This is a genomic window from Streptomyces sp. NPDC037242, assembly GCF_055604165.1.
The window spans coordinates 25,484-50,849 of record NZ_JBVJUY010000003.1 but is presented as its reverse complement, the minus strand read 5'-3'; the positions used below and the strand labels follow the sequence as shown (position 1 = coordinate 50,849).

Annotated in this window: 20 protein-coding genes; 8 read left to right on the top strand and 12 right to left on the bottom strand. The window is 74.0% G+C overall.

The genetic code is table 11. The features are described 5' to 3' along the window. The first annotated feature begins 84 nt into the window (after positions 1-84). From ACZ7GJ_RS05580 to ACZ7GJ_RS05570, 3 genes are all read left to right on the top strand, one after another. The gene (locus ACZ7GJ_RS05580) at positions 85-1,176 is read left to right on the top strand and encodes a WD40/YVTN/BNR-like repeat-containing protein (protein ID WP_470749742.1); all 1,092 of its coding nucleotides are present in this window, start codon (positions 85-87) and stop codon (positions 1,174-1,176) included. Between the two features lie 11 nt (positions 1,177-1,187). Then, positions 1,188-1,874: a uracil-DNA glycosylase gene (locus ACZ7GJ_RS05575; protein ID WP_470749740.1), complete on the top strand. Its 687-nt coding sequence runs from the start codon at positions 1,188-1,190 to the stop codon at positions 1,872-1,874. A 124-nt stretch (positions 1,875-1,998) separates the two neighbouring features. Further along, a complete protein-coding gene (locus ACZ7GJ_RS05570; RefSeq protein WP_365916422.1) occupies positions 1,999-2,913 on the top strand; it encodes a sirohydrochlorin chelatase in 915 nt (304 codons plus the stop codon). A 100-nt stretch (positions 2,914-3,013) separates the two neighbouring features. Here the strand turns inward: ACZ7GJ_RS05570 and ACZ7GJ_RS05565 are convergent, their stop codons facing one another. The 6 genes from ACZ7GJ_RS05565 to ACZ7GJ_RS05540 form a co-directional block, all read right to left on the bottom strand. Next, positions 3,014-4,081: a lactonase family protein gene (locus ACZ7GJ_RS05565; protein ID WP_470749737.1), complete on the bottom strand. Its 1,068-nt coding sequence runs from the start codon at positions 4,079-4,081 to the stop codon at positions 3,014-3,016. Between the two features lie 56 nt (positions 4,082-4,137). Next, positions 4,138-5,286 (bottom strand): nitric oxide synthase oxygenase, encoded by a 1,149-nt coding sequence (locus tag ACZ7GJ_RS05560; protein WP_470749735.1) that lies wholly within the window; start codon positions 5,284-5,286, stop codon positions 4,138-4,140. A 237-nt stretch (positions 5,287-5,523) separates the two neighbouring features. Next, positions 5,524-7,017: an FUSC family protein gene (locus ACZ7GJ_RS05555; protein WP_470750082.1), complete on the bottom strand. Its 1,494-nt coding sequence runs from the start codon at positions 7,015-7,017 to the stop codon at positions 5,524-5,526. Positions 7,018-7,315: 298 nt separating this feature from the next. Further along, positions 7,316-7,729: a universal stress protein gene (locus ACZ7GJ_RS05550; protein ID WP_470749733.1), complete on the bottom strand. Its 414-nt coding sequence runs from the start codon at positions 7,727-7,729 to the stop codon at positions 7,316-7,318. Positions 7,730-7,741: 12 nt separating this feature from the next. Further along, positions 7,742-9,298, bottom strand: coding sequence for an APC family permease (locus ACZ7GJ_RS05545; protein WP_470749731.1), 1,557 nt, complete (start codon positions 9,296-9,298; stop codon positions 7,742-7,744). Between the two features lie 51 nt (positions 9,299-9,349). Beyond that, positions 9,350-9,949: a histidine phosphatase family protein gene (locus ACZ7GJ_RS05540; protein ID WP_470749729.1), complete on the bottom strand. Its 600-nt coding sequence runs from the start codon at positions 9,947-9,949 to the stop codon at positions 9,350-9,352. Between the two features lie 325 nt (positions 9,950-10,274). Between ACZ7GJ_RS05540 and ACZ7GJ_RS05535 the strand changes: the two genes are divergently transcribed. After that, entirely contained in the window at positions 10,275-10,835 is a 561-nt protein-coding gene (locus ACZ7GJ_RS05535) for an RNA polymerase sigma factor (protein WP_470749727.1), read from the top strand. On the opposite strand, the gene ACZ7GJ_RS05530 is transcribed toward ACZ7GJ_RS05535, so the two are convergent. Together ACZ7GJ_RS05530 and ACZ7GJ_RS05525 are read right to left on the bottom strand one after the other, a co-directional pair. Next, on the bottom strand, positions 10,759-11,808 hold the full coding sequence (locus tag ACZ7GJ_RS05530; protein WP_470749725.1) for a MerR family transcriptional regulator: 1,050 nt from the start codon (positions 11,806-11,808) through the stop codon (positions 10,759-10,761). The genes ACZ7GJ_RS05535 and ACZ7GJ_RS05530 overlap by 77 nt on opposite strands. A gap of 35 nt (positions 11,809-11,843) precedes the next feature. Then, on the bottom strand, positions 11,844-13,217 hold the full coding sequence (locus ACZ7GJ_RS05525; RefSeq protein WP_470749723.1) for a cryptochrome/photolyase family protein: 1,374 nt from the start codon (positions 13,215-13,217) through the stop codon (positions 11,844-11,846). A 177-nt stretch (positions 13,218-13,394) separates the two neighbouring features. Here ACZ7GJ_RS05525 and ACZ7GJ_RS05520 point away from each other — a divergent pair, with 177 nt between their 5' ends. Together ACZ7GJ_RS05520 and ACZ7GJ_RS05515 are read left to right on the top strand one after the other, a co-directional pair. Then, positions 13,395-13,874, top strand: coding sequence for an Lrp/AsnC family transcriptional regulator (locus ACZ7GJ_RS05520; RefSeq protein ID WP_470749721.1), 480 nt, complete (start codon positions 13,395-13,397; stop codon positions 13,872-13,874). 46 nt (positions 13,875-13,920) lie between these two features. Continuing rightward, the gene (locus ACZ7GJ_RS05515) at positions 13,921-14,598 is read left to right on the top strand and encodes an HAD family hydrolase (protein ID WP_470749719.1); all 678 of its coding nucleotides are present in this window, start codon (positions 13,921-13,923) and stop codon (positions 14,596-14,598) included. Between the two features lie 3 nt (positions 14,599-14,601). Here ACZ7GJ_RS05515 and ACZ7GJ_RS05510 read toward each other — a convergent pair whose 3' ends face one another. After that, positions 14,602-15,462: a hypothetical protein gene (locus tag ACZ7GJ_RS05510; RefSeq protein ID WP_470749717.1), complete on the bottom strand. Its 861-nt coding sequence runs from the start codon at positions 15,460-15,462 to the stop codon at positions 14,602-14,604. Continuing rightward, positions 15,459-20,675 (bottom strand): caspase family protein, encoded by a 5,217-nt coding sequence (locus ACZ7GJ_RS05505; protein ID WP_470749715.1) that lies wholly within the window; start codon positions 20,673-20,675, stop codon positions 15,459-15,461. Before ACZ7GJ_RS05505 ends, ACZ7GJ_RS05510 begins: the two co-directional genes overlap by 4 nt. A gap of 165 nt (positions 20,676-20,840) precedes the next feature. Here ACZ7GJ_RS05505 and ACZ7GJ_RS05500 point away from each other — a divergent pair, with 165 nt between their 5' ends. Further along, the gene (locus ACZ7GJ_RS05500) at positions 20,841-21,935 is read left to right on the top strand and encodes an FAD-dependent oxidoreductase (protein WP_470749713.1); all 1,095 of its coding nucleotides are present in this window, start codon (positions 20,841-20,843) and stop codon (positions 21,933-21,935) included. 2 nt (positions 21,936-21,937) lie between these two features. Here ACZ7GJ_RS05500 and mltG read toward each other — a convergent pair whose 3' ends face one another. Beyond that, a complete protein-coding gene (gene mltG / locus ACZ7GJ_RS05495) occupies positions 21,938-22,804 on the bottom strand; it encodes an endolytic transglycosylase MltG (RefSeq protein ID WP_470749712.1) in 867 nt (288 codons plus the stop codon). Positions 22,805-22,867: 63 nt separating this feature from the next. Then, positions 22,868-24,781 carry an ABC transporter ATP-binding protein gene (locus tag ACZ7GJ_RS05490; protein ID WP_470749710.1) on the bottom strand — a complete coding sequence of 638 codons (1,914 nt, stop codon included), beginning with the start codon at positions 24,779-24,781 and terminating at the stop codon, positions 22,868-22,870. Between the two features lie 85 nt (positions 24,782-24,866). On the opposite strand from ACZ7GJ_RS05490, the gene ACZ7GJ_RS05485 reads away from it, so the two are divergent. Continuing rightward, on the top strand, positions 24,867-25,331 hold the full coding sequence (locus tag ACZ7GJ_RS05485; RefSeq protein ID WP_470749708.1) for a MarR family winged helix-turn-helix transcriptional regulator: 465 nt from the start codon (positions 24,867-24,869) through the stop codon (positions 25,329-25,331). Positions 25,332-25,366 lie beyond the last annotated feature (35 nt).

The following is a 25,366-nucleotide window of genomic DNA, read 5'->3' as shown; positions in this document are numbered from 1 at the left end:
GGCGTCGGCCGCCCGAAGGGCGGGGCCGGCCAGACGGGACTTTGGCGACACGGCCTAGGACAACGACGTCCGGAGGTGTCGGCCATGACCGACGCAGTACTGCTCGTTGGAACCCGCAAGGGCCTGTTCGTCGGGCGCAGGAGGGGCGGCGGCCCGTGGGAGTTCGACGGGCCCCATTTCAACGCCCAGGCCGTCTACGCCGTCGCCATCGACCGGCGCGACGGAGCGACCCGGCTGCTGGTCGGCGGGGACAGCTCGCACTGGGGGCCGTCCGTCTTCAGCTCCGACGACCTGGGGGCGACCTGGCGGGAGCCCGCCGCGGCCGCGGTGAAGTTCCCCAAGGACACCGGGGCCTCGCTGGAGCGCGTGTGGCAGCTGCATCCGGCCGGCCCCGAGGCCCCCGGCGTCGTCTACGCGGGGACGGAGCCGGCCGCGCTGTTCCGCTCCAGAAACCGCGGCGAGTCCTTCGAGCTGGTGCGGCCGCTGTGGGAGCACCCGACCCGGTCGGGGTGGGTGCCGGGCGGCGGCGGCGAAGGCCTGCACACCGTGATCACCGACCCGGTCGACCCGGACGCGATCACGGTGGCCGTCTCCACCGCGGGGGTGTTCCGGACCAAGGACGGCGGGGAGAGCTGGGCCCCGTCCAACGACGGGGTCTCGGCCGTGTTCCTGCCGGATCCGCATCCCGAGTTCGGGCAGTGCGTGCACAAGATCGCCCAGGACGCCGCCAACACGGACCGGCTCTACCTGCAGAACCACTGGGGCGTGTACCGCAGCGACGACGCCGGGGCCCGCTGGACCGACATCGGCGCCGGACTGCCCTCGGACTTCGGCTTCGCGGTGGCCGCCCATCCGCACCGGCCCGACACCGCGTACGTCTTCCCGCTCAACGCGGACTCCGACCGGGTCCCGGCCGAGCACCGCTGCCGCGTCTTTCGGACCCGGGACGCGGGGGCGACCTGGGAACCGCTGACGAAGGGGCTGCCCGCCGGGGACCACTACGGCACGGTGCTGCGCGACGCCCTGTGCACGGACGACGCGGACCCGGCGGGCATCTACTTCGGAAACCGCAACGGCGAGCTGTACGCCAGCCACGACGACGGGGACAGCTGGCAGTTGCTCGCCGAGCACCTGCCGGACGTGCTCTGCGTGCGGGCGGCCTTGATCGGCCAGTAGAGTGACTCGACGTGGCAGCACGACCGTTGAACGAGATCGTCGAGCCGGGCTGGGCCCGCGCTCTGGAGCCGGTGGCGGGGCAGATCGCCGCCATGGGCGACTTCCTGCGCGCCGAGATCGCCGCGGGGAGAACGTACCTGCCGGCCGGGGCGAATGTCCTGCGCGCCTTCCAGCAGCCCTTCGACGACGTACGGGTGCTGATCGTCGGCCAGGACCCCTACCCCACCCCGGGGCACGCCATGGGCCTCTCCTTCTCGGTGGCGCCCGACGTCCGCCCGGTGCCGCCCAGCCTGGACAACATCTTCCGCGAGCTCTACGCCGACCTCGCGCTGCCCCGCCCGGACAACGGCGACCTGACCCCGTGGACCCGGCAGGGCGTCCTGCTGCTCAACCGCTCGCTGACCACCGCCCCGCGCAAGCCCAACGCCCACCGGGGCAAGGGCTGGGAGGCCGTCACCGAGCAGGCGATCCGGGCGCTCGCGGCGCGCGGCAAGCCGCTGGTGTCGGTGCTGTGGGGGCGCGAGGCCCGGAACCTGCGGCCGCTGCTGGGGGACTTGCCCGCCGTGGAGTCCGTCCACCCCTCCCCCATGTCCGCGGACAACGGATTCTTCGGTTCCAGGCCCTTCAGCAGGACGAACGACCTCCTGCTGCGGCAGGGGGCGCAGCCGGTGGACTGGCGACTGCCGTCCTCTGCCTGACCAGAGTCCGGTTGGCCGACTGGTTGAACCGTATATGACATTCCGCGGATAAATACGGACAGATGCCGCCCGACCAGGCCCTGCCCGAACACCCCGTTCCGATAAGCCAGTAGCATGCGGCGCCATGAGCTCCCCCACTGGGCCCGCAAATGGCCTGCCCGTACGAATGCCGCGACCCCGCCAGACCGGGCGGCACCGCCGGCCCGAGCCCGCGGTGGCGCCCGAGGGCGCGCCCGCGCTGGTGCTCGCCGTGCCCGGTGCCCCTTCGGCCGCCTCGCGGGGGCTCGCGGAAGAGATCATCAGCATCGGCCGCTCCGAGCTGCCGGGCCTGGACGCCCGCGTCGGCTTCCTCGACGGTGACGACGCCACCGAGTTCCCGTCCCTTTCCGGTGTGCTGACCGCCGTCGCGCAGGAGCGTGCCGCGCGCGCCGAGTTCGCCCGCGCCGCCGGGCACGAGGTGCCCAAGGCGACCGGCCCCGACGCCGTGGTCGTGCCGCTGCTGGCCGGCCCCGACGGCGGCCTGCTGCGCCGCATGCGCCAGGCCCTGATGGACTCCTCGGCGGCCGCCGAGCTGGCCGACGTACTCGGTCCGCACCCGCTGCTCGCCGAGGGCCTGCACGTGCGGCTGTCCGAGGCGGGCCTGTCCCGCGCGGACCGGGCCCGGCTCTTCTCGGTGACCACGGCCGCCGACGGCATCATCCTGGCCACCACCGGCGGCGAGGAGGCCGTCCAGGCCGCCGGGATCACCGGCATGCTGCTGGCCGCCCGCCTCGCGGTGCCGGTGATGGCCGCCGCGCTGGACCAGGAGGGTTCGGTGGCTGCGGTCGCCGAGCAGCTGCGCCGCGAGGGTTCCACGCAGCTCGCGCTGGCCCCCTACCTGATCGGCCCGGAGGCCGCCGAGGGGCTGCTGGACACCGCGTGCAAGGAGGCCGACTGCGCGACCGCCGAGGTGCTGGGCGCGTACTCGGCGCTCGGCAAGCTCGCCGTCACCCAGTACTCCGCCGCGCTGGGCCTCGCGCCGAGCGCCGCCCCCCACTGACCCCGGCACCGCCTGTACCCGCGCCTGCGCGAGGAGGGCCCGCACCCCTGGATTCCGGGGTGCGGGCCCTCCCGCGTTCGGGCCTTCGGACCGGGTCGGGTCAGCCGAAGACCACGCAGGTGGCGGCGGGCACGGCGACCGAGCCTGCCCGGCGGGGCTCGCCCGTCAGCGGGTCCACCTCGAACCAGGTGACGTCCCCGGACCGCTCGTTCGCCGCGTACAGCCGGCGCCCCGAGGGGTCGGCCGCCAGGTCCCGCGGCCAGTCGCCGCCGCCCGGCACGGTGCCGGTGAGCTGCGGCTTCTCGGTTCCGCCGGCGAGGGAGAAGGTGGCGATGACGTCGGCGCCGCGCACGGCCGCCCACACGAAGCGCCCGTCGGGCGAGGCCACGACCGCCGAGGGATAGGCCCGTACGCCGTCCGGGCCGACCCTGGGGGCGATCGGAACCTCCCCGACCGGTTCCAGTTGCCCGGACCCCGCGTTCCACCGGCAGACGGTCAGCTGTGGCTCCAGCTCGTGGAGTACGTAGACCACCTCGCCTCCCGGGTGGAAGGCGAGGTGCCGGGGGCCGGTCCCGGCGCGCAGCGCGATCTCGGCGTGCACGCGCAGGTTCCCGGTGGCCGGGTCGGGCGCGCAGACCCGTACCGAATCGGTGCCGAGGTCCACGCTGAGCACCCAGCGGCCGCTCGGGTCGGGCAGCACCTGGTGGGCGTGCGGCCGCTCCTGCCGGTCGGCGTCCGGGCCGGAGCCCTGGTGCGCGAGCACCGAGGCGAGCCCCGCGATGGCGCCGTCGGCGGCGAGCGGGAGGCTGCTGACACTGCCGGAGGTGTAGTTGGCGGCCAGCAGCCCGCTCCCGGTCAGACTGAGATGGGTGGGGCCGGAGCCGCCGACGCGGACGGCCGGCCCGAGGGCGGCCAGCCCGTCGTCGGTGGGCCGGAAGGCGCCGACGGCTCCCTCCTCGGTCTCGCTCACCGCGTAGAGCACTCCGGTGCGCGGGTCGTGGGCGAGGTAGGAGGGGTCCGCGAGGGAGTCGTTCGCGCTGAGCACGGTGAGCGCCCCGGTGAGCGGATCCACGGCCGCGGTGGTGACACCGCGGCCGCCCCCCGAGGTGAACGAGCCGATCCAGGCCCGGTGTCCGCCGCTGTGGTCCGTGCTGTTCGCGCCGCCCACGGGGTGCCCCTCTCCGCCGCTTTCGGATCCGTCCGGAGCGACGGTAACAGAAGGGTCTAGACCAAATCTCGTCCTTGGGCCCTTTCCTGAGCGCCGTGGTGGTGGACGTAGGCGGTCGCGCTCGGCCGGTCCTCGTACGTGCGGTGGAAGACCGGGGTCGCCGATCCGGAGATCGGCGGCACGATCCAGGACCAGTCGGCGCCCACGTCGCGGCCCTTGCGCTCCTCCTTCGCCAGGTGGGTGAGGAAGCGGCGGGACTCGGTGTGGTGGTCGGCGATGGTGACGCCGGCCCGGTCGAAGGAGTGCAGCACCGCCCGGTTGAGCTCGACGAGCGCGCGGTCCTTCCACAGGGAGCGGTCGCTGGAAGTGTCGAGGCCCAGCCGCCGGGCGACAGCCGGCAGGAGGTTGTAGCGGTCGGTGTCGGCGAGGTTGCGGGCGCCGATCTCGGTGCCCATGTACCAGCCGTTGAACGGGGCCGCCGGGTAGTGGATGCCGCCGATCTCCAGGCACATGTTGGAGATCGCGGGTACGGCGTGCCAGCGCAGCCCCCAGTCCTGCCAGCCGTCTCCGCCCCCTTCGGCGTCGGGGTGCTCGATCGGCACCTCCAGCACGGCGTCCGCGGGGGTGTCGAACCAGCGGGGCTTGTCGTCCACGCCCTGGACCACGAGCGGGAGGAGGTCGAAGGGGGTGCCGGCGCCACCGGTCCAGCCGAGCCTGAGCAGGGCCTCGGTGAGCGGGGCGTTGCGGGCGTCGCCGACGGCTATCGAGTGGTGGTCCCCGTAGCCGGCGTACCGGACGAGCTGCTCGCTCCAGATCAGCGGGCCGGGGCGGTCCGGGGTGTCGGGCGCGAAGACGGTGATGGTGGGGCGGACCCGGCCGCCGTTGGTCGCCTCTCTCAGGTGCTCGAAGCACTCGGAGGCGATCCGGTCGGCGTCGGTGAGCTCGCGGCGGTCGCGCACCCTCAGCGAGTTCCAGTACAGCCTGCCTATGCACCGGTTACTGTTCCGCCAGGCCACTCTGGCCCCGTGGGTCAACTCCTGCGGGGTGTGCCGGTAGGTGCCGGTCTCCGCGAGCTCGGCCCGTACGGCGGCGAGCCGGACACGCGGATCACCGGAGTCCGGATTCTCCCGATGGAACAGCCGGATGAACTCCTCGGCCGCTTCCCACACCTGAGCGGTGGTGGAGCGCTGTTGAAGTATTTCCATTCCGGGCGGTTACCCCCTGTCCTACCAGATCCACCCTGTACATGCCGGATGAATGTGCAATGAACAATCACCCGTTGTACATGCCGCAGGTCAGCGCCGTGCGTGAGGCGCGCACGGAACACTCCTCCGAGTGATCTTCATCGATAGGCCTGCGGGCGCGGTCTGACGCGACGTAGCATCCGCCCACCGCCCGGGCCCGGTTGAGGGTCGGCCGGGCGGCCGGGCAGTCGCGCGCGATCAGGCGGTGATGACCAGCGGAGAGCTCGGGTGGGTCCGCAGCGGGGCGTGCAGGGCCGCCAAGGCGTGCTCCAGGCCGTGCAGATGGGCCAGGGCGGGCTCGGCGGCGGCCGGACGGGGAACCGCCGGAGCGATGAGTTCCGCTGCGCTGCTCGGGGCGGTCAGGGCTTCCACGGCCGCCTCCACGCGCCAGCAGGCCGCGGCCAGCCGGGCGTCGTGCGAGGCCTGCGGGTCGGCGGCGACGGCCACCAGCCCGCGCACCTCGCGGGCGCAGTCGTCGAGCAGCGCGAGGACCTGCCGGGCCCTGGCCTTGCGGGCGCGCAGCGGGCTCATCGGGTGGACGAGGGGCGCGAGCGCCATCCGTACCCGGGCCAGCAGCAGTTCGAGCTCGGCGGCGTGCGGGGCGGGGTCGGCCGCCGGGTCCCCGGCCAGCCGGTCGAGGGAGGCGGCGGTGCAGGCCCGTACGCAGTGCAGGGCGCGCTGGATCCAGGCGTCGTTGGCTGCGTGCGTGGTCACCGGGAGCACGAGGACGACGGCGAGGGCCGCGCCCAGCGCGCCGACCGCGGTCTCCTCGAAGCGCAGGAGCAGCAGCCCCGGGTGGAGCACGCCGAGGAGCCCGTAGAGCAGGCCGGCCATGACGGTGACGAAGAACATCATCCAGGAGTAGGAGGGCGCGGCGGTGTAGAAGATGCCGAAGACGCATACGGCGACCAGTACGGCCGTGGGCGCGGGGGCACCGTGCAGCGGGACGGCGACGAGCAGTCCGGCGGCGATGCCGACGACGGTGCCCACGACCCGGCGGAAGCCCCGCACCAGGGTCTCGCCGCGCGAGGTGGTGTTGACGAAGATCCACCAGGCGGTGCCGACGGCCCAGTACCAGCGGTCCTCGGAGAGTGCCTGGCCGATGGCGAGCGCGAAGGCACAGGCCGCGGTGGCCTGGAAGGCCTGCCGGGTGGTGGGCCGGGCGAGCCCGGTTCCGGGCAGGGCGGACGGGGCGGCGGCGGGCGGGGTGCGCCGCTCGATGGGCCACAGCACGAAGCGGACCGCGCCGGCGGACAGGAGCGCGAGCCCGACGGCCGCGTACAGCTCGGGCAGCTGCGCGGGGACGGCATGCAGGAACTGGGTGACGAAGAACATCATGAAGCCGAAGATCCCGAGGGCGTGTCCGCGGGGGCCGAACCGGCGGGCGTAGACCCCGGCGAAGACGACGGCGAGGAAGGCGGCGTCGCGGGCCAGCGGCACCCCGTGCAGGGTGGTGGCCAGCGCGAGGACCGGGAAGCCGGCGACGGGCAGCAGCGCGGTGGTGATCCGCTGGGCGCGCAGGTTCGCGTCGAGCACCGTGAAGAGCGCGAGAAGGGCCGCCAGTCCCCCGGTGATGGAGGCGGTCAGGGACAGGCCGCACAGCTCGGCGACGGCCACTGCGGCGGCCACGCCGATCACCGCGCGCAGCGAGTTCCTGAGTCTCACAAGCCCCGGATCCGGAGCCACGAACATCCTCTTCACGGCGGTGTGCCGCCCCCCCCTTGCGATGGCGCACGCCCGCCCGCGTCCGCCCGGGGTGGTGGGCGGCGTACGGGCACGGCGAAGGCGCCGCGCTCCGGAACGGCCTCGTTGCCGGTCCGGCACCGCGCGGCGCCGTAAGTACATGGATAGGACACAGATAAGCATGTAGAGGGCAATGGCTCAACCAGGGATCGAATGACTGGGCCATTGGTGCATTTCTGGGCCGGTTCCATCCGCCATTGGGGGGACCAACGGCCCACAGCGCGCTCGGTGCGCCGCTCGCGCGTGATCAGCCGGTCGGGACGCACAGCACCGGCACCGGGGACAGGTGCAGGAGCTTGTGCGGGGTGGAACCGAGGAGAGCGCCGCGGATCGGGCTGTCGCCCCAGCTCCCGACGATGATCACCCGGGCCCGGTAACGCTCGGCCGCGTCCAGCAGGGCCTGGGCCGGCCTCTCGTCGACCACCTCGACCGTGGAGGGGACCCCCGCCGCGTCGGCCGCCTCCACGGCGCGGGCGAGCGCGCTGCGGCCGGCCTCGCGGACGGCTTCGCGGTGGGCGCGGTACTCCTCCCCGGTCGAGCCGGGCGCGGCCGCGCCGTAGACCAGGACCAGCGGCTCGCCGAAGGCGGTGGCCACTTCCAGCGCCACCCGCAGGGCGCGCTCCGCGCCGGGCGACTCGTCGTAGCCCAGGACGACGGACATGGGGCAGCCTCCTCAGGACTCCGGCTTCGATTTCGGCTCCGGCTCCGGCTCCGGCTTCGGTTTCTTCGCGTGGACGAGGGCCGGGTCGGCCACCCCGCGCCGCTCCTGCCAGAAGCGGCCGTCCCGCAGCCGCCAGAAGCACATCACCAGGACCCCGACGACGGCGATGGCGATCCCGATGACCAGCGGCGGGCCGAGCCCGAACCAGGCGACTCCGCCGGCCGAGTTCTCCGGGTTCGACATGTCACCGATCGACTCCACCAGCAGCCAGGCCAGCAGACCGGCCCCGACCACCGGGCCGAAGCCGATGAGCAGGAAGTTGTGCGCGCTCTCCAGCAGGTGGCGGCGGTAGTAGACGGCGCAGGCCAGACCGGTGAGCGCGTAGTAGAAGGCGATGAGCAGGGAGAGCGCGGTCAGCGAGTCGAGGAGCGCGTTCTCGCTGATCTGGTTGACGACGAGGTACCAGCCGATGGCGATCGCGGCCACCCACCACGTGCTCACGTCCGGAGTCCGGAACCGCGGGTGGATGTGCGAGAGGGCCGGGGGCAGCGCGTGCCGGCGGGCCATGGAGAGGGCAGTGCGCGAGGCGGGGATGATCGTGGTCTGGGTGGAGGCGAGCGCGGAGGTGCAGACCGCGAGGAGCACCACCCAGTCCCAGCCGCCCATGACCTCGTGCGCGAGCACGGCGAACACGGCCTCCTCCTCGCCCGCGTTCTCGGCGAGGAACTTGGTCCCGGCGTAGCCGACGACGGCGAAGCCGACGGACAGGTAGGTGACGAGGAGGACCACCGTCGACCAGATGCCGGCCTTGCCGGGCGCGGTGGCGGAGTCCTCGACCTCCTCGGTGAGGTTCACCGCGGACTCCCAGCCCCAGTAGATGAACACGCCGAGCAGCAGTCCGCCGGTGAGGGCGGCGCCGCCGGCGCCGAAGGGGTTGAGCCAGCCGATCGAGGGCTCGATCGAGTCGAGGGTGCTGGTGCCGGCGTAGATCCGGTAGATGGCCACGACGGCGAAGACCAGCAGGAAGAAGACCTGGGCGAGGATCAGGATGTCCTGGAGGTGGGCCGACATCTCCGTGCCGATGACGCAGATGGCGGTCATCGCGAGGATCACGACGACGGTGAGGCCCTGCCGGACGGCGTCGTTCGCGGCCCAGCTGTCGAGGCCCGCGGCGAGCAGGCCGAAGTGGACGGCGACGTCGGCGAGCGACCCGATGACGAGTACGCCGGTCATGGCGATGGCCCAGCCGCCGAGCCAGCCCGCCCAGGGGCCCATGGCCCGCGTGACCCAGGAGAAGGTGGTCCCGCAGTCCTGGTCCACCTTGTTGAGGTAGTAGAAGGCGGCGGCGATCAGCAGCATCGGCACGAAGGACGCCAGCATCACGCCCGGTGCGTAGATCCCGGCCAGCGCCACGATCGGACCGATGACGGCGGCCAGGGAGTAGGCGGGTGAGGTGGAGTTCAACCCGATGACGAGCGCGTCGAGGAAACCGATCGCGTTGGCCTTGAGCCCCGCGTCCGCCTCCGGGAGCACGCCCGCCGGATCGCCGCCGTCGCCTTGGTGGGCCATGTACGCATGGTCACGCACGCGCCGCCGGTGCGCGAGGCGGGAGCGGGGCCGTCAGGGTCGGGGGCTGTCGTTCCAGCCCGCGATCACGGGGAGGCCGTGTTCGGTGGAGAGCACGCTGTAGGTGCCGGTGCGCAGCAGGAAGAGCCGCCCGTCCTCGGGCGGCAGGCCCAGGTAGCGGGCGGTGAGCACGCGCAGCAGGTGGCCGTGGGCGACGAGGACGGCGTTGCCGCGGTCGGCGCGCAGTACGTCGGCCACGCGGGCCAGCACCCGGTCCGCCCGGGCGCCCACCTGGGCGGCGCTCTCGCCGGGGTGCTCCGGGTCGCCGGGCGGCACTCCGTCGCTCCACAGGGACCAGCCGGGCCGGTTCCGTTGGATCTCGGCCGTGGTGACGCCCTCGTAGCCGCCGTAGTCCCACTCGTACAGGTCGGGGTCGGTCTCGCCGCCGGTGAGGCCGGCGAGCTCGGCGGTCGCGACGGCCCGGCGCAGCGGGCTGGTCAGCACCAGGGCCGGGTGCCGGCCGCGGAAGAACGGGGCCAGCGAGATGGCCTCCTCGACCCCGCGCGCGTTCAGCGGGACGTCGGTGCGCCCGGTGTGCCGCCCGCTCGCGCTCCACGCCGTCTCGCCGTGCCTCACCAGCAGCAGGTCGCTCACGTCTCGGACCCTACGGCCTGCGGCGGATCGCCGCCCGTGGATCGGGGCGGGGGACGGGACAGCGCCTTCGGGTACGGGACGGGAGCCTGGCGGCACCGGGCCGGGGCGGTACTGGCGATGTTCGCGGGCGGGCTGGCCGGGGCGCTGCTGGTGCGGGGCGGGTGGACGGTGGGCGAGCTGCTGCTGCCCGCCGCCGCGCCGGCGCTCTTGGTGGCCCTGGGGTACCGGACCCTGCCTCTGCTGCACACGGGTTGGTACGGCGCGGGAATCCGATGCGCAAACGATGCGAGTTGGCCGGGTCCGCTTCCCTGGCGAGGCTCGGGGCATGGACGAGGCGGAGCTCGACGAACGCGTCGCGGCCGGTTTCGCGGCGGGCGACGAGGCGTGCATGGAAGCGGTCCACCGGCGCTGGCGGCCTCTGGTGCACTCCCTCGCCCGGCGCGCGCTGGGCGACGAGCGCGAGGCCGAGGACGTGGCCCAGCAGGTCTTCCTGGCCGCCTGGCGCGGCCGCGCCCGCTACCGCCCGGGACCCGGCGGGCTCGGGGCCTGGCTGACCGGGATCACCCGGCACAAAGTGGCTGATGCCCTGGAGGCGCGGACCCGGCGGGCCCGGGTGACCGCGGCCGCCGGCCGCTTCGTTCTCCTCGCGCGCCCCGAGCCCGAGCCGGAAGGGGTCGTGGAGCGGGTGGCCGTGCTCGGCGAGCTGGCCCGGCTGCCGTCGGCGCAGCAGCGGGTGCTGCGCCTGGCGTTCTACGGGGACCTGACCCAGACGCAGATCGCTGAGCACACCGGGATGCCGCTGGGCACCGTCAAGAGCCATATGCGGCGGGCTCTGCACGTGCTGCGCCGGTCGATGGAGCCGCGCCCGCCACGAGCGACTCGATGACGGCCAGTCCCGAACGCAGCCCGAACAGCCGCCGGCTGCGCGGAGCCGGGGTGCGGGTCCCCCAGCCGGGGCCGGCCAGCAGCAGCGCGGGGTGCCCGCGGGCGCCGCGCGGCCCCCACTCGATCGCGGCCACCGACCGGGCCAGGCCGTCGTCGGCGGTCGTACGGGTCTGCGCCCACAGCACGACGGCCTGCGGGCCGGTGCGCCGGGCGGCCTCGCGCAGCGCGTCGGCGGGCAGCGCCGCGCCGAACATCCGAACGGGCAGGCCGCGTTCCCCGAGGGCCGCGGTCAACGCCTCGATCGGCAGGCTGTGCTGCTCCCCCGGCGCGCACGCGAGGAGCAGCGGCCGGGTCCGCGACCGCTCCTCCAGGGGGCGGATGCGGCTCATGGCCGCGGAGACCTGCCAGGACAGCAGGTGTTCCACCTCCACGTAACGCTCCCCGGCCGAAGCCCATTTGCGGCCCACCGCGTGCAGGGTCGGGGCGATGACCTCCTCCCACGCGGCCACCAGGCCGTGCTCGGCCAGAGCCGCGTCCAGCAGTCGCGCCACGGTCGGCGCGTCCAGTCGTACGGCGGCCCGCGCGAGCCCCCTGCGTTCGGGGCGGACCTCCCGCAGCGGAAGTACGACCGGCCCGGCCGACGCCCTTGCCGGAGCGGGGCCCGGGAGCACGGCCTCCGGGCCGGGGGGCGTACCGAGGGCGGCCCGCGCGGCCTCGGACGGGGGCACGCCCTGCGCGGTGAGCCGGCACATCAGCTCCAGGCGGGCGACGTCCCGCGGGGTCCAGCGGCGGTGCCGGCCCTCCTCCCGGAAGGCGGGCCCGATGGCGTACCGGCGCTCCCAGGACCGCAGGGTGGTCGGCGAGACCCCCAGGTGGCGGGCCACGGCCCCGGTGCTCAGCGCGAGGTCGCTCAGCGCGAGGTCGGTGGGCGCGGGGTCGGTCGGCGCGGGGTCGGTCGGCGGCGCGGGGTGCACCCGTTCACGGTACGGCGCGGACGCCGGGCGGGCGGTCACCCGGTGCCGCGCCCCCGCCGGAAGCGGTCCAGCCCGTCGGAGAGCCCGATCACCGGCTCGGGGTAGTCGTACCGGGCCCGCTCCGGCGCGGGCAGTCGCCACGGCTCGTGGACGCGCGGCGCGGGCAGCTCGGCGAGCTCCGGGACCCAGCGGTGCACGTAGGCGCCGACCGGGTCGTACTTCAGGCCCTGGCGGACGGGGTTCAGGACGCGGTTGGGCCGGGTGTCGGTGCCCGTTCCCGCCACCCACTGCCAGTTGAGCTGGTTGTTGGCGAGGTCTCCGTCCACGAGGAGGTCCATGAAGTGCCGGGCTCCGGTCCGCCAGTCCACGTACAGGGTCTTGGTGAGGAAGCTCGCGGCCAGCAGCCGGCCGCGGTTGTGCATCCAGCCCTCGTGGCGCAGCTGGCGCATCGCCGCGTCGACCACCGGGTAGCCGGTGAGGCCGTCCTTCCAGGCCTGGGTCTCCTCCTCGGCGGCGGTGCCGGTGCGCCAGCGGTCCTGCCGGTCCCGGTAGTCGACGGTCGCGGCGGCGGGCCGCGCGGCCAGCACCTGATGGTGGAAGTCGCGCCAGCACAGCTGCCGGACGAAGGCCGCGGCGCCGGGGCCGCCGGCCGCCCGGGAGCGGTGGACGGCCTCGACGGGCGAGAGGGTGCCGAAGTGCAGGTGCGGCGAGAGTCGGGAGGTGGCGTCGCCGGCGAGGTCGTCGTGGGCCTCCTCGTAGCGCGCGATCCCGGAGCGCACCCAGCCTGCCAGGAGGCGGCGGGCCTCACGCTCCCCTCCCCGCGCCAGGCCCGGGGAGGCTCCGGCGACGGCGGCGCGGGCGGGCAGCGGCTCCGAGCCGACGCGGTCGGGGACGCGTACCGATCGGGGTGCGGTGGTGGCGGGGCGCAGCGGCAGGTCCGCCCAGCGGTGCAGGTAGGGCGTGAACACGGCGAAGTGGTCGGAGCCCGCCGGGAGTACGGCTCCGGGCGCGACCGCGGTCACCACCGTGTCGTGGACGTAGAGCCGGCGGCCTTCGGCTTCGAGCGCGGCGCGCAGGCGCTCCTCTCGGGCCCGGGCGTACCCGCTGACCCCGGCCGCCGTGTGGACCTCGTCGGCGTCGCACTCGCGGACCAGGGCGCAGACCTCGGCGACGGTGTCGCCTGAGCGGATCACGAGGCGGCCGCCGCGGTCGCGCAGGGCGGAGTCGAGGTCGGCGAGGCAGTCCGCGAGGAAGGCGAGCCGGTTGGGCGCGGTGAAGGCGGCGGGCGGGGCGGTCCGGTCGCGGACGAAGAGCGGCACCACCTCGTCGCAGGAGGACAGGGCCGCGCGCATCGGCGGATGGTCGTGCAGGCGCAGATCGGAGGTGTACAGGACGACCGCGACGTTCATGGGTCTCGCTCCGCGTCAGGGCTCGTGGGGGGACGGCTGTCGTGGGTACTTCGCCTACGGGGGCCGGCGCGGATGCGGGGGTACTGCCGCGGGCCGCCCGGTCCCGGTTCTCGGCGGCTCCGGTGGCCACGGCGGCGGTGAAGGGCACTGCGAATGGGCCATTGGTACAGTCACGGCATGGCCGTGGACGAGCTCGACACCCGGATCCTGCGCCTGCTGATCGAGCAGCCGCGCACCAGCGTGCGCGAGTACGCCCGCATCCTCGGCGTGGCGCGCGGCACCCTGCAGGCCCGGCTGGACCGGCTGGAGCGCACCGGGGTGATCACCGGGACCGGGCCGGTGCTCTCGCCCGCGGCGCTCGGGCATCCCGTGCTGGCGTTCGTCCACATCGAGGTCACCCAGGGGCACCTGGACGAGGTCGGGGACGCGCTGGCCTCCGTACCCGAGATCATCGAGGCCTTTTCGATCACCGGTGGCGGGGATCTGCTGACCCGGGTCGCGGCGCGGGACAACGCGCACCTGGAGGACGTCATCCAGCGGCTGATCCGGCTCCCCGGCGTGGTCCGCACGCGTACCGAGGTCGCGCTGCGCGAGAGGGTCCCGCACCGGTTGCTACCGCTGGTCGAGTCGGTGGGACGGGCAGCTGCCAAATCCTGACAAGATGGCCAGGACACGTACACGACCGGCAGGACGGGCACAGCGGATGATTTCCGTCATATTCGATCTCGACGGCACCCTCGTGGACAGCGAGCCGAACTACTACGAGTCGGGCCGCCGGACACTGGAGCGGCACGGGGTCCCCGATTTCACGTGGGAGCAGCACTCCCGCTTCATCGGCATCGGAACCCTGGAGACCTTGGAGATCCTCAAGGAGCGGTACGGGATCCCGGCCCCGGTGGAACAGCTCCTCGCCGAGCAGAACGACGCCTACCTGGAACTGGCCCGTGCCGAGACCGAGGCCTTCCCCGAGATGCGCAAGTTCGTGGAGCGGCTGCACTGCGACGGGATCCCGATGGCGGTGGCCTCCGGCTCCTCCCGTGAGGCGATCGACGCGGTGCTGGCCGGCACCGGGCTGGCCGCGCTGCTGACCACGGTGGTCTCCGCCGAGGAGGTGGCGCACGGCAAGCCCGCTCCGGACGTCTTCCTGGAGGCGGCGCGCCGCCTGGGCGCGGACCCCGCCGACTGCGTGGTCGTCGAGGACGCGGCCCCGGGCGCACAGGCCGCCCGCGCGGCCGGCATGGGCTGCGTGGCCGTCCCGTACGTCGCGGACACCGCCGACGACCCGGCCTTCGCGACGGCGGGCCTGCTGTTCCGCGGCGGGCAGCCCGAGTTCAGCGCGGACACCGCCTACGAGTGGCTCGGCGAGCACCGCGCCGCCTGAGGGTCAGTGCGACCGGCCGGCCAGCGCGTCGGCGATGGCCCGGCCGGTCTCGGCCGCCGTCAGGTAGGGCCGTACGTCGTGCGCCCGGGCTCCGTTGTGGATCGCCAGGTCCCGCACCCGGTCACCGAACCGCGGTCCGAGCTCCTTGGCCAGGGCCACGACATCGCCCCGGTCGGCGATGTTGACCCACTGCCGCACCGGCGCGGGCCAGCGCCCCCGGCCCCGGGCGGGCTCCGGGCGGAGCCGGTCGAAGACGACGCTGCGCACCCCGAGCGGGGACCCCAGGGTCACCAGCGTCAGGTCCGGCCAGTCCGGGCGCGCACACAGCGCCTCGTAGGCGACGACCGAGCCGAGGGAGTGCGCGACGACCACCTCGGTCCGGTCGGTGACGGCGTCGGCGAACCGCTGCCGCACCCCCTCCCGCAGGGCGGGCTCGGTGAAGTACCGCCGGACCTGCCGGGCGGCGCCGATCGTCAGGCGTTCGCTGAGCCCGGCGAAGAAGGCGGAGTGGCTGAGGGCGTCCAGGGCCCGTTGCACCACATGCGGGGTCCGCAGGCGGCTGCGGTCCGTCGGCCCCGACACCCGGGAATCCAGCCCGGCGGCGGACTCCCACCACTGGAGCAGGAGTTCACGCTCGATGCCGTCCTCCACATCGCCGGCGTCGAGTTCGGGCGTGCCGGGGCCGCGGTGACCGGCGTGCCGGAAGAGGTCCCCGTAGAAGGCCATGGAGACCTCCTCGCGCGGGATCCCGGCGCCCGCGCCGAGGCTGAGGCCGTCGGCCAGCGCCGGGTACCAGTCGGCGAGCAGGGACTGCGGACCGCCGGTCTCCTGGGCGATGCCGTGCACGAACACGATCCGGGTCATGGGCGGACCTCCGTCAGGGTCAGGGCGACGACACCCATGTCGGTGGCCACGCAGATGCGGCCGGCGCCGTCGAGGGCAAGGCCGTTGATGCCGCTGCCGATGTGGACCTCCGTCGCCCAGGCGCCCTCCCGGACGTCCCCCACGCGCAGCAGGCCGTACCGGTCGGCGGCGATCAGGGTGGGCGTACCGCGTACGTCGGTGACGCGGACGGCGCTGACGCCGGTCGGGAAGGGCGGGAGCTCGGTGCGCAGCCGCCAGCCGCCGGCGCGGGCGTACACGCGCAGGCTGCCGTCGCCGGATCCCGTCGCCAGGAGCTCCGCTCCGTCGACCAGGGCCAGTTCGAGCCCCGTGGCCCCCAGCTCGTGGCCGTCGAGCGGCGGGCAGAGCGGTTCTCCGGTGAGCGGGTCCCAGAAGCGGACGGTGCCGTCGTAGGAGGAGCTGGCGAGGGTGTGCCTGCCGTCGACGACTCCGGCGCGCAGCGCGGTCAAGCGGCCCGTGTGGCCGGACATCGGGGCGCCGATCAGGGACTGGGTCCGCAGGTCCCAGGCGTGCAGGGTGTAGTCGACGGCGGCCGAGACCACGATCTGCCGCTCCCCCACCTCGAACACGTCGGTCCGCCAAGCGGTACCGGGCCGCTTGGCGAGGCGGGTGGGCGGCCGCAGGTTCCACATGTCCGCGTGGTTCCAGCTGCTGCGCACGACCACGGTCTCCTCGCCCAGGCAGGCCGCGCTCGCGTGCTGGATGATCGGTGCGGTCGAGGTGAGCTGGGGCGCCACCTGCGTGCCGTCGGCCAGGTCGTGCTGGCGCACCACGCCGTCGCGGCCACCGGTCACCACCAGGCTCCGGCCCTCCCCGCCGGGCACGATGTCGGCCGACAGCAGGGCCTGTTCGGCGCCGGACAGCGGTTCCCCGATCGCGTGCCGGCCGGCGATGTCCCAGATCCGGACGTCCGTCGAGCCGGCCGTGACGAGGACGGGCACCCCGTCCGTGCGGCCGAAGAGGGGAGCCGTCCTGGCTCCGGTGGGGCCCAGCGAGTTGAAGGTCTCCAGCGGCGGGCCGAGGGGTTCACGGGTCCGCAGGTCCCAGAGGCGCACCGTGTCGTCGAGGCCGCTCGTCGCGAGCACCGTGTCGCATCCGATCCGCCCCAGGGCGCCGGCCTGGACGTGGTCGGTGTGGCCGGAGAACGGCCCCGCGACCTGGGTCCCGTCGCTCACGTCGTGCAGGTACACGTTGTTGCCGGCGTGCGCACCGAGAACGACCGCGCGTCCTTCGTGGAAGGCCACGCCCACGATCCGGGCGTACAGGCTCACGTCCGCGATCTCGAAGTGGGCCTGCGGTCGATCCGCCCACCGGGGCACGTCCGGTGGCAGCTGCCAGCGGTACGCGTGCCCCAGGGTGGTGGACAGGACGATCTCCAGGTTCCGCCCGGATCCGCGCACCGCCAACCGGTCGATGCCGCCCACGTGGCCCGACAGCGGTGGACCCACCGCCATGCCGGAGAGCACGTCCCAGACCCGGACCGTGCCGTCCTCACTGCCGCTGACCACGACGGCCCGGCCGTCCAGCTCGCCGAATCCCAGGCACCCCACGGCGTTGGTGTGCCCGCCCAGCACCATCGCCGCCGGGCCGTGCAGCGGCTCCCACAGGCGGACCGTGGTGTCGGAGCCGCCGGTGGCGACCCGCAACCGCCCCCGGACCGTCGCGCACGCCACCGCCAGGACCTGACCGGTGTGCGCCTCCATCGGGGCGCACAACTGCTCCCGGGTCCGCAGGTCCCAGAGCCGGGCGGTGCTGTCCTCGCTCCCCGTCACCACCACGGCGCTTGCCTGCGCATCGTGGAAGGCGGTGGCGCAGACCGGCCTGGTGTGGCCGGCGAGCGGCTGGTCCGCCGTCAGGTCCCAGATCCGGGCAGTGCGGTCATCGCCGACCGTCACCGCGAGGGAGGCGCCGTCGCGCTGCGCCAGGGCCGCGCCCGTGAGGTCTTCGACGTGGCCGCGCAGTTGGTGCGCGAGCGGCTGGAGCGTGCGCAGGTCCCACAGCCGGGCACTGCGGGGGCCGCAGCTCAATGCCACGGTCCGGCCGGCGAATTCACCCACGGAGGTGGAGAACACCCCGCTGCGGGTGATGTGCACGTGGGCCATCACCGGCTCGCCGATCTGGCGGCGCTCGGCCAGGTCCCAGCGGCTGAGCATCCCCGCCTGGTCGCCGACCAGGGCCACCGTGCGGCCGTCGAGGCGCGCCACGCACACCGCGGTGACGGCCATCGCGGGGCCGATGAGCGGGCTGCCGTCGAGCATGGCGTCGCCGCCGTCCGTGATCCGGGAGAGGTCCCACACGTGGACGGCCTTGTCCTCGCCGCCCGTGACGGCGATCGGCCGGCCGTCGAGCTCCCCGAGGTCCGCCGCGCGTACCGAGCGGCGGTGGGCGTAGAGGTCCCGGCCGAGCTGGCGGCGTGCGGCCAGGTCCCAGATCCGGGCCGTGCCGTCGGCGCCGGCGGTCAGGACCACCGGGTGGCCGCGCACGGCCCCGATGACGATGGACTCGACGCGGTTGGTGTGTCCCTTGAGCGGCGCCCCGTACTCCTGGCCGGAGGACAGGTCCCAGATCCGTACGGTGCCGTCGTCGCCTCCCGTCAGCACCACCGTGTAGTCGCCGAGGTCCCCGATGGCCAGGGCGCTGACGGCGATGCCGACGGGCAGCGGGTCGCCGATCTGCCGTTGCGCGGTGAGGTCCCACACCCGGGCCGTACGGTCCTGGCTGCCCGTCACGGCGATGGGGCGGCCGTCCAGGAGTCCGGCGGCGACGCAGCCCACGGCGCGGGTGTGGCCGGCCAGCAACCGGTGGACGCCGCTGGTGGACCACCAGGCCCAGCGCGCCGACCAGGGCCGGGCCAGGGCGAGTTCCTCCACCCGGTCGGCGAGGCCGTCGGCCGCGCAGCGCCGGGCAGAGAGCTGGAGGTCGGCGGCGCGCTCCCCGAGGGGCCGGTCGGCGGTCAGCCGGTGGGCCACCTGCTCGTAGGCGCCCCGGATGCGGCGGGCGGCTTCGCCCTCGATCGCGGCGAAGGCCCGCAGCAGGGACAGCGGTTCGCCGGCGAGCAGGAACCCGGGGTCCTCGATCAGCTCGGCGAGCCCGCCCGCCGCCGCGGCGTGCGTGGCCAGGTGCTGGCGTACGTAGGCCACCGCGGCGAACCAGTCGGGGCGGCCGTCCGCCGCGCCGGGGACGAGGGAGCGCAGGGCCTCGACCACCGATTGCTGGATCTCGGCGGGCGGCCGGTCGGCGGTGGCGCGCAGGTGCTCGGCCAGGGCCTTGTGGTAGAGCCGGTAGGCGGAGCGGCGGTCGTCGTCGACGACCTCGGCGATGTACGCACCGGCGATGTTGAGGACCCAGCTGACGTCGTGCTCCTCGCAGGGCACTCCGGAGATGACCGAGCTCAGGGCCGTCCACACCCGGCCGCGCGGCAGTCCCTTGCCCTCGGAGAAGGCGAGGGCGAGCAGCATCCGCCGGACCCTGGGCTCGTCGGGGCCGAATCGGGCGAGGTAGTCGTCGAAGGCGTCGCCGACCTCGCTGGGCAGGTCGTCGGCCCACCCGGGTTTCGCGGTGTCGATGGGTTCCTCGTCGGACCGGAGGGTACGGGCCGTGGTGCGGGCGTAGAGGTAGACCCCGGCGGCCTTGTCGGCCACCTCCGCGGCCACGGCGCGCGCCAGCTCGGGGCGGCCGCGGTAGGGGGTGCGTACGTCCGCCTCCTCGGCGGCGAGCAGGACCCGGGCGACGTAGCCCCTGACGTCCTCCCGGCCGGCCCGGTACTGCGCGCGGTCCAGGTCCAGGCGGACGAAGGTGGGCCCGAGGGGGGTGACGAGTTCGTGCCGGGTGCCCACGAGGAGGCGTACTCCCTGGATCTCCGACATGGGCCGCAGCAGCTCACGGGTGATGCGGCGGGGTTCGCCGCGGCCGCCCGCGTCGGCGGCGGTGTCGGAGCCCGCCTCGTCGACGGCGTCGACGACGATCACGAGCGGGGGCCCCTGGCGGCCGCGCCGGGTCAGTTCCTGGAGCAGGGCGGCCGCGCCGTCCGCCTCGGTGCCCAGGGCGGCGGCGATCCTGTCGACGATTTCTTCGAGGCGCTTGTGGCGGGCGTGCACGGCGGCGGTGACGCAGCCCTCGGGAACCACCGAGCGCGGGTCGACGTCGCTCAGGTCGAGCCGGGCCCGGTAAGCGGGGTCCGAGAGGGCGACGATCCGGCCGAGGACGGCGGACTTCCCGCATCCGGGGCTGCCGGTGACGACGCGGCCGCGGCCGTCGCCGTCGGCGGCCGTCAGCCAGCCGGCCAGCTCCGCGAGGACGGCCACCCGGCCGCTGAAGTAGAGCCCCTGCTCCGACTCGAACTCCACGCCGCGCGAGCGGGGTCCGAAGTGCTCGGTGAGGTCGCGTTCGACGACGCGGCGCTGGATTTCCAGGTCCGTACCGAGCGGTGGTAACTCCTCGCGGTAGCCGGAGTTGGCGAGGAACGGGGCGAGTCCGGTGACGAGCCCGCTGGCGAGTTCGGCGCGCTGTCCGCGGCCGTCGGCTTCGAACCGCTCGTTGACGGCCTTCACGAGCTCGGTGAGGTCGAGGTACTGCTGGCGCTGGCCGGTGCGTTCGGTCGTGGTGGCGACCGCGTCGCCCAGCGCCGCGACGAAGGCCCCGTCGTCCGCCACGTCCTTGCGCCGGGCGGTGGCCAGGAACCAGAGCCCGGCGGAGGCGTCGGCCGCGGCTCCCCGGTAGACGATGGTCTGCAGGGCGACCGCGGAGGCGTCCGCACTGCCCGCGCCCGCGGAACAGGTGTCGAGGATCAGCAGGAGGTGGCGCAGGCCGCTCTTGCACAGGATGCGGACGAGGTCCTCGGTGGCCAGGGCCGTGGCGGCGAGGTCGGTGTCCTGTGAGTCCCAGCAGAGCAGGTAGTGCCGGTCGCGCACCTCGACGGCGCCGTGTCCGGCGAAGTAGACGACCACGACGTCGTCGCCCGTCAGGGCCGTGTCGGCGGACCAGTGGCGCAGTTTCTGGCGGAGCTGTTCGGCGGCGTCGTACTGGCCGAGGCCGGGGAGCACGGCGGTGTAGCCGAAGGACGAGAAGAGCGCGGACACGGTGCGGATGTCCGTGGGCACGGAGGCGAGCTGTTCGTCCTGGGGAAGGTGGCAGTACCTGCCGCTGCCCATGCCGATGAAGAATCGTCGCGCCACCCAGCCGCCCCCGCCGCTCCCTCGCCGCCGTCTCCCCCGGTGAGCTCCGACCATAGCGAGCGCCCTGCCCTCGCGCAGCGGCATCGGCCGATGGGGGCCTCGATGGCGGTACGCGCCTCGGGAGGGGCCGGGAAGATCCTGCGGTCGGGCCGAGTTAGTAGAACCGTGAACGATATTGCGGTGGACGCGGCGGATGTGGACGTGGTGGTCGTCGGCGCCGGGCAGGCGGGGCTGTCCAGCGCCTACCACCTGGCACGGACGGGGATCGGCCACGTGGTCCTGGACCACTCGCCCCGTCCGGGCGGGGCCTGGCAGTTCCGCTGGCCCTCGCTCACCTACGGCAAGGTCCACGGCATGCACGCCCTGCCCGGGATGGAGCTCACCGGCGCCGATCCGCTGCGCCCGTCCTCGGAGGTGATCGGGGCGTACTTCACCGCGTACGAGGAGCGGTTCGACCTGCGCGTACAGCGTCCCGTGGACGTCACGGCCGTGCGCGACGGCGCCGACGGGCGGCTGCTGGTGGAGTCCTCGGCCGGCACCTGGTCGGCGCGGGCCCTGGTCAACGCCACCGGGACCTGGGACCGGCCGTTCTGGCCGCGCTACCCGGGGCAGGAGCTCTTCGGCGGCCGCCAGTTGCACACCGCGAACTACCCCGGGCCGCAGGAGTTCGCCGGAGCCCGCGTCATCGTCGTCGGCGGGGGCACCTCGGCGGTGCAGCACCTGCTGGAGATCGCCGAGGTGGCGGCGGAGACCACCTGGGTCACCCGGCGGCCCCCGGTGTTCCGTGCCGGCGGCTTCGGCGAGTCCGAGGGCCGGGCCGCGGTTGCCCTGGTGGACGAGCGGGTACGGCGCGGGCTGCCGCCGCAGAGCGTGGTCAGCGTGACCGGACTACCGCTGAACGACGCGGTCCGGGCGGGGCTGGAGTCGGGGGTGCTGGAGCGCCGGCCCATGTTCGACCACCTGACCGCGACGGGCGCCGGCTGGGCGGACGGGCGGCGCGTGGACGCGGACACGATCCTCTGGGCCACCGGATTCCGCGCGGCCATCGACCACCTGGCCCCGCTGCACCTGCGCGAACCGGGCGGCGGCATCCGGGTCGAAGGCACCCGCGCGGCCCGCGACGAGCGGGTCCACCTGGTCGGCTACGGCCCCTCGGCGTCCACCATCGGCGCCAACCGCGCGGGCGCGGCCGCCGCCCGCGCCGTCCGCCGCCTGCTGACGACCCGGCCGGAGCCCCTCCCCGCCCTGCCGGCCCGCTGACCTCAGGAGGCGTCCCCGGGGGCGCCCGCCTGCGCACGGCCGGCCGCGGCGCGGATCCGGTTGAACTCCGCGACGTGCTTCTTGTGCTCCTCGTACGTGGCGGAGAAGCGGGTGTCGCCCGGCTTCACGGTGACGAAGAACAGCCAGTCGCCGGGCGTGGGGGCGACCGCGGCCGCCATGGCCTCCAGGCCGGGGCTGTCGATCGGCGTGGGCGGCAGGCCCTGGCGTTCGTAGGTGTTGAAGGGGCTGTCGATCCGCGTCTCGGCCAGCGTGGTGTCCACGGTGGAGCGGTTCAGCGCGTAGTTGATGGTGGAGTCCATCTGGAGCGGCATCGACTTCGCCAGCCGGTTGTGCACGACGCGGGCGACCTTGCCCATGTCGGCGCGGGTGTCGGCCTCCGCCTCGATGATGCTGGCGAGCGTGGCGGTCTGGTACGGGGTCATCCCGTGCGCCTTGCCGCCGTCGGCGACGGCCTTGGTGGCGAGTTTCTGGTTGGCCGTCTGCACCATGTACTGCAGGACGGTGGCGGGGGTGCTCTTCGAAGTCACCGGGTAGGTGGCCGGGAAGAGGTACCCCTCCGGGTTGCCCTTCGCCTCGGCGGGCAGGGCCAGCGCGGCCGTGGCGACCGCCGCCTTGGCGGAGCCGGCCGGGAGCTTCAGCTCGCGGTCGATGGCGGTGTAGACCTGCGGGGCCCGCCAGCCCTCGGGGATCAGCAGTTGGCGCGGCTTCTCGGGCGCTTCCTCGCGCGGCAGCATCGGGATCAGGACGCCTGCCCCGATCGCGAGCAGCATGCCGAACAGGAGCGCCAGCCGGCCCCGGCGGGTGAGCCTGGAGCGGTGCGGCGATGGCTGCCGGTACTCATGACGCATGCGGGCACGCTAACCCGCGAAGTGCCACATTCCCGGCATCCGGCCCGTGCGCCGGTCATACGATCACACGTTTACCGGGACCGGCTCCGTCTCGCCGGTGTGCGCGGCCGACTGCGATACGGACACCGGCTCCGGCGCGGACTCCGGAGCGGACTCCGGCTTCAGCTCGGCCTCGCGGTCCCGACGGACCAGGGCGGCGTAGCGGCCGTCCGCGGCCAGCAGTTCCTCGTGCGTCCCGCTCTCGGCGATGCTGCCCTTGTCCAGGACCACGATCTGGTCCGCGTCCCGCACGGTGGAGAGGCGGTGCGCGATGGTGATGGTGGTGCGGCCCGCGGACAGGTTGTCGATGGCCCGCTGCACGGCGTGCTCGGTGCGGGTGTCCAGGGCGCTGGTGGCCTCGTCGAGGATCAGCACCGGAGGGTCGCGCAGGATGGTGCGGGCGATGGCGAGGCGCTGCTTCTCGCCGCCGGAGAAGCGGTAGCCGCGCTCGCCGACCAGGGTGTCGTACCCGTCGGGCAGGGACTCGATGTGCTCGTGGATCTGTGCGGCGCGGGCCGCCTCGGCTATTTCCTCGTCGGTCGCGTCCGGCTTGGCGAAGCGCAGGTTGTCGGCCACGGAGGCGTGGAAGAGGTAGGTCTCCTGGGAGACCACTCCGATGGAGCGGGCCAGCGAGTCGAAGTCCAGGTCGCGCACGTCCACTCCGTCGAGGACGACCCGTCCGCCGGTCACGTCGTAGAGCCTGGGCACGAGGTAGCTCAGGGTGCTCTTGCCGGATCCAGTGGGGCCGACCACGGCGAGGGAACCGCCGGCCGGGACCGTGAGGTCGATGCCCTTCAGGGTGGGGCCGTGCTTGGCCTCGTACGCGAAGTCCACGCCCTCCAGCCGGATCTCGCCCTTGGCCCGGCCCAGCCGGACCGGCTCCTCGCGCTCGGTGATGTCCACCGGCAGGTCGAGGTACTCGAAGATACGGGCGAACAGGGCGAGCGAGGTCTGGATCTGGACGCCGGTCGACAGCAGGCTCACGGCGGGCCGGAACAGGCCCTGCTGGAGGGTGACGAAGGCGACGAGGGTGCCGATGGAGAGCGACGGGGCGCCCGACTGGAGGGCGATGCCCGCGGCCCAGTAGATGAGCGCGGGCATGGCGGCCATGACGATGCCGATGGTGGACATCCGCCAGCGCCCGGCCATGCTGGAGCGGACTTCGAGGCCGACGAGCTTCTCGGACTCCTCGGCGAAGGACGCGGTGAGCGAGTCGGCACGGCCCATGGTGCGGCCGAGCAGGATGCCGCTGACCGACAGGGACTCGGTGACCGTCGCCGCCATGGCGGCCATCTGCTTCTGCCGCTGCGTGGTGATCTTCTTGCGCTCGCGTCCCACCCTGCGGCTGATCCACACGAAGACCGGGAGCAGGAGGAGCGAGACGAGGGTGAGCCGCCAGTCGAGGGCGAGCATCGCGACGACGGAGGCGATGACGGCCGTCAGGTTCGACACGAGCGAGGTCGCCGTGGAGGTGACGGTCGCCTGCATGCCGCCGATGTCGTTGGCTATGCGGGACTGCACCTCGCCGGTGCGGGTGCGGGTGAAGAAGGCCAGCGGCATCCGCTGGAGCTGGGCGTAGACGGCGGTGCGCAGGTCGTGCATGACGCGCTGGCCGACCGTGGTGGATATCAGCGTCTGGAGCACGCCGAAGACGCTGGTGACGACCGCGGTGAGGATCATGCCGAGGGCGAGCAGGCTGAGCAGCCCGGTACGCCCCTGCGGGATCGCGACGTCGAGGATCTCCTTGAGCAGGAACGGCGAGGCGACGCCGACCAGCGAGGAGGCGCCGACGAGCAGGCCGACGACGGCGAGGCGGCCGCGGTAGGGCCGGAAGAGGCCGACGATGCGGCGCAGTTCACGGGGCTGCTCCGCCGGGTTCGGGCGGCCGGGGACGAGGGCTTCTTTCGATGGGGTCCACTCGGGTTCTTTGGGGCGCATGGGCCTCCTTCTGACGAGACTCGCATGAGCATAGCTCATTGTTACCTATACTCACAATGAATCTGGTCCTGATACTGTTCCCAGTATGAGCACCGCTTCCGAGACCGACACCACAGACGGCGTGCTGGCCGAGCAGCTGCTGCGCCTGACGCGCCGGCTCCACCGCATCCAGAAGCGCCATCTGGAGCCGCTCGGAATCACCCCCGCCCAGTCCCGGCTGCTGCGCCTGGTCTCGCACTACGACGGCGTCGAGCCGCCCCGGATGGCCGACCTCGCCGCCCGACTGGAAGTCGTGCCGCGCGCCGTGACCACGCTGGTGGACGGCCTGGAGGCCGCCGAGTGCGTGCGCCGCGCGCCCGACCCGGCGAACCGGCGCGTGATACGGATCGAGCTCACCGAGACCGGCCGCGCCACGCTGCGGCGGCTGCGCAACGCGCGAACCGACGCGGCAGAGGAGATCCTGGCTCCACTGACCGGCGATCAGCGCAAGGTGCTCGGCGGTCTGCTCGACGCGCTCTCGGACGCCCCGGCGGCGGAGCGGCGCTGCTGAGACCGCACCGGCCCCGTCCCGAACCCCGGGACTGG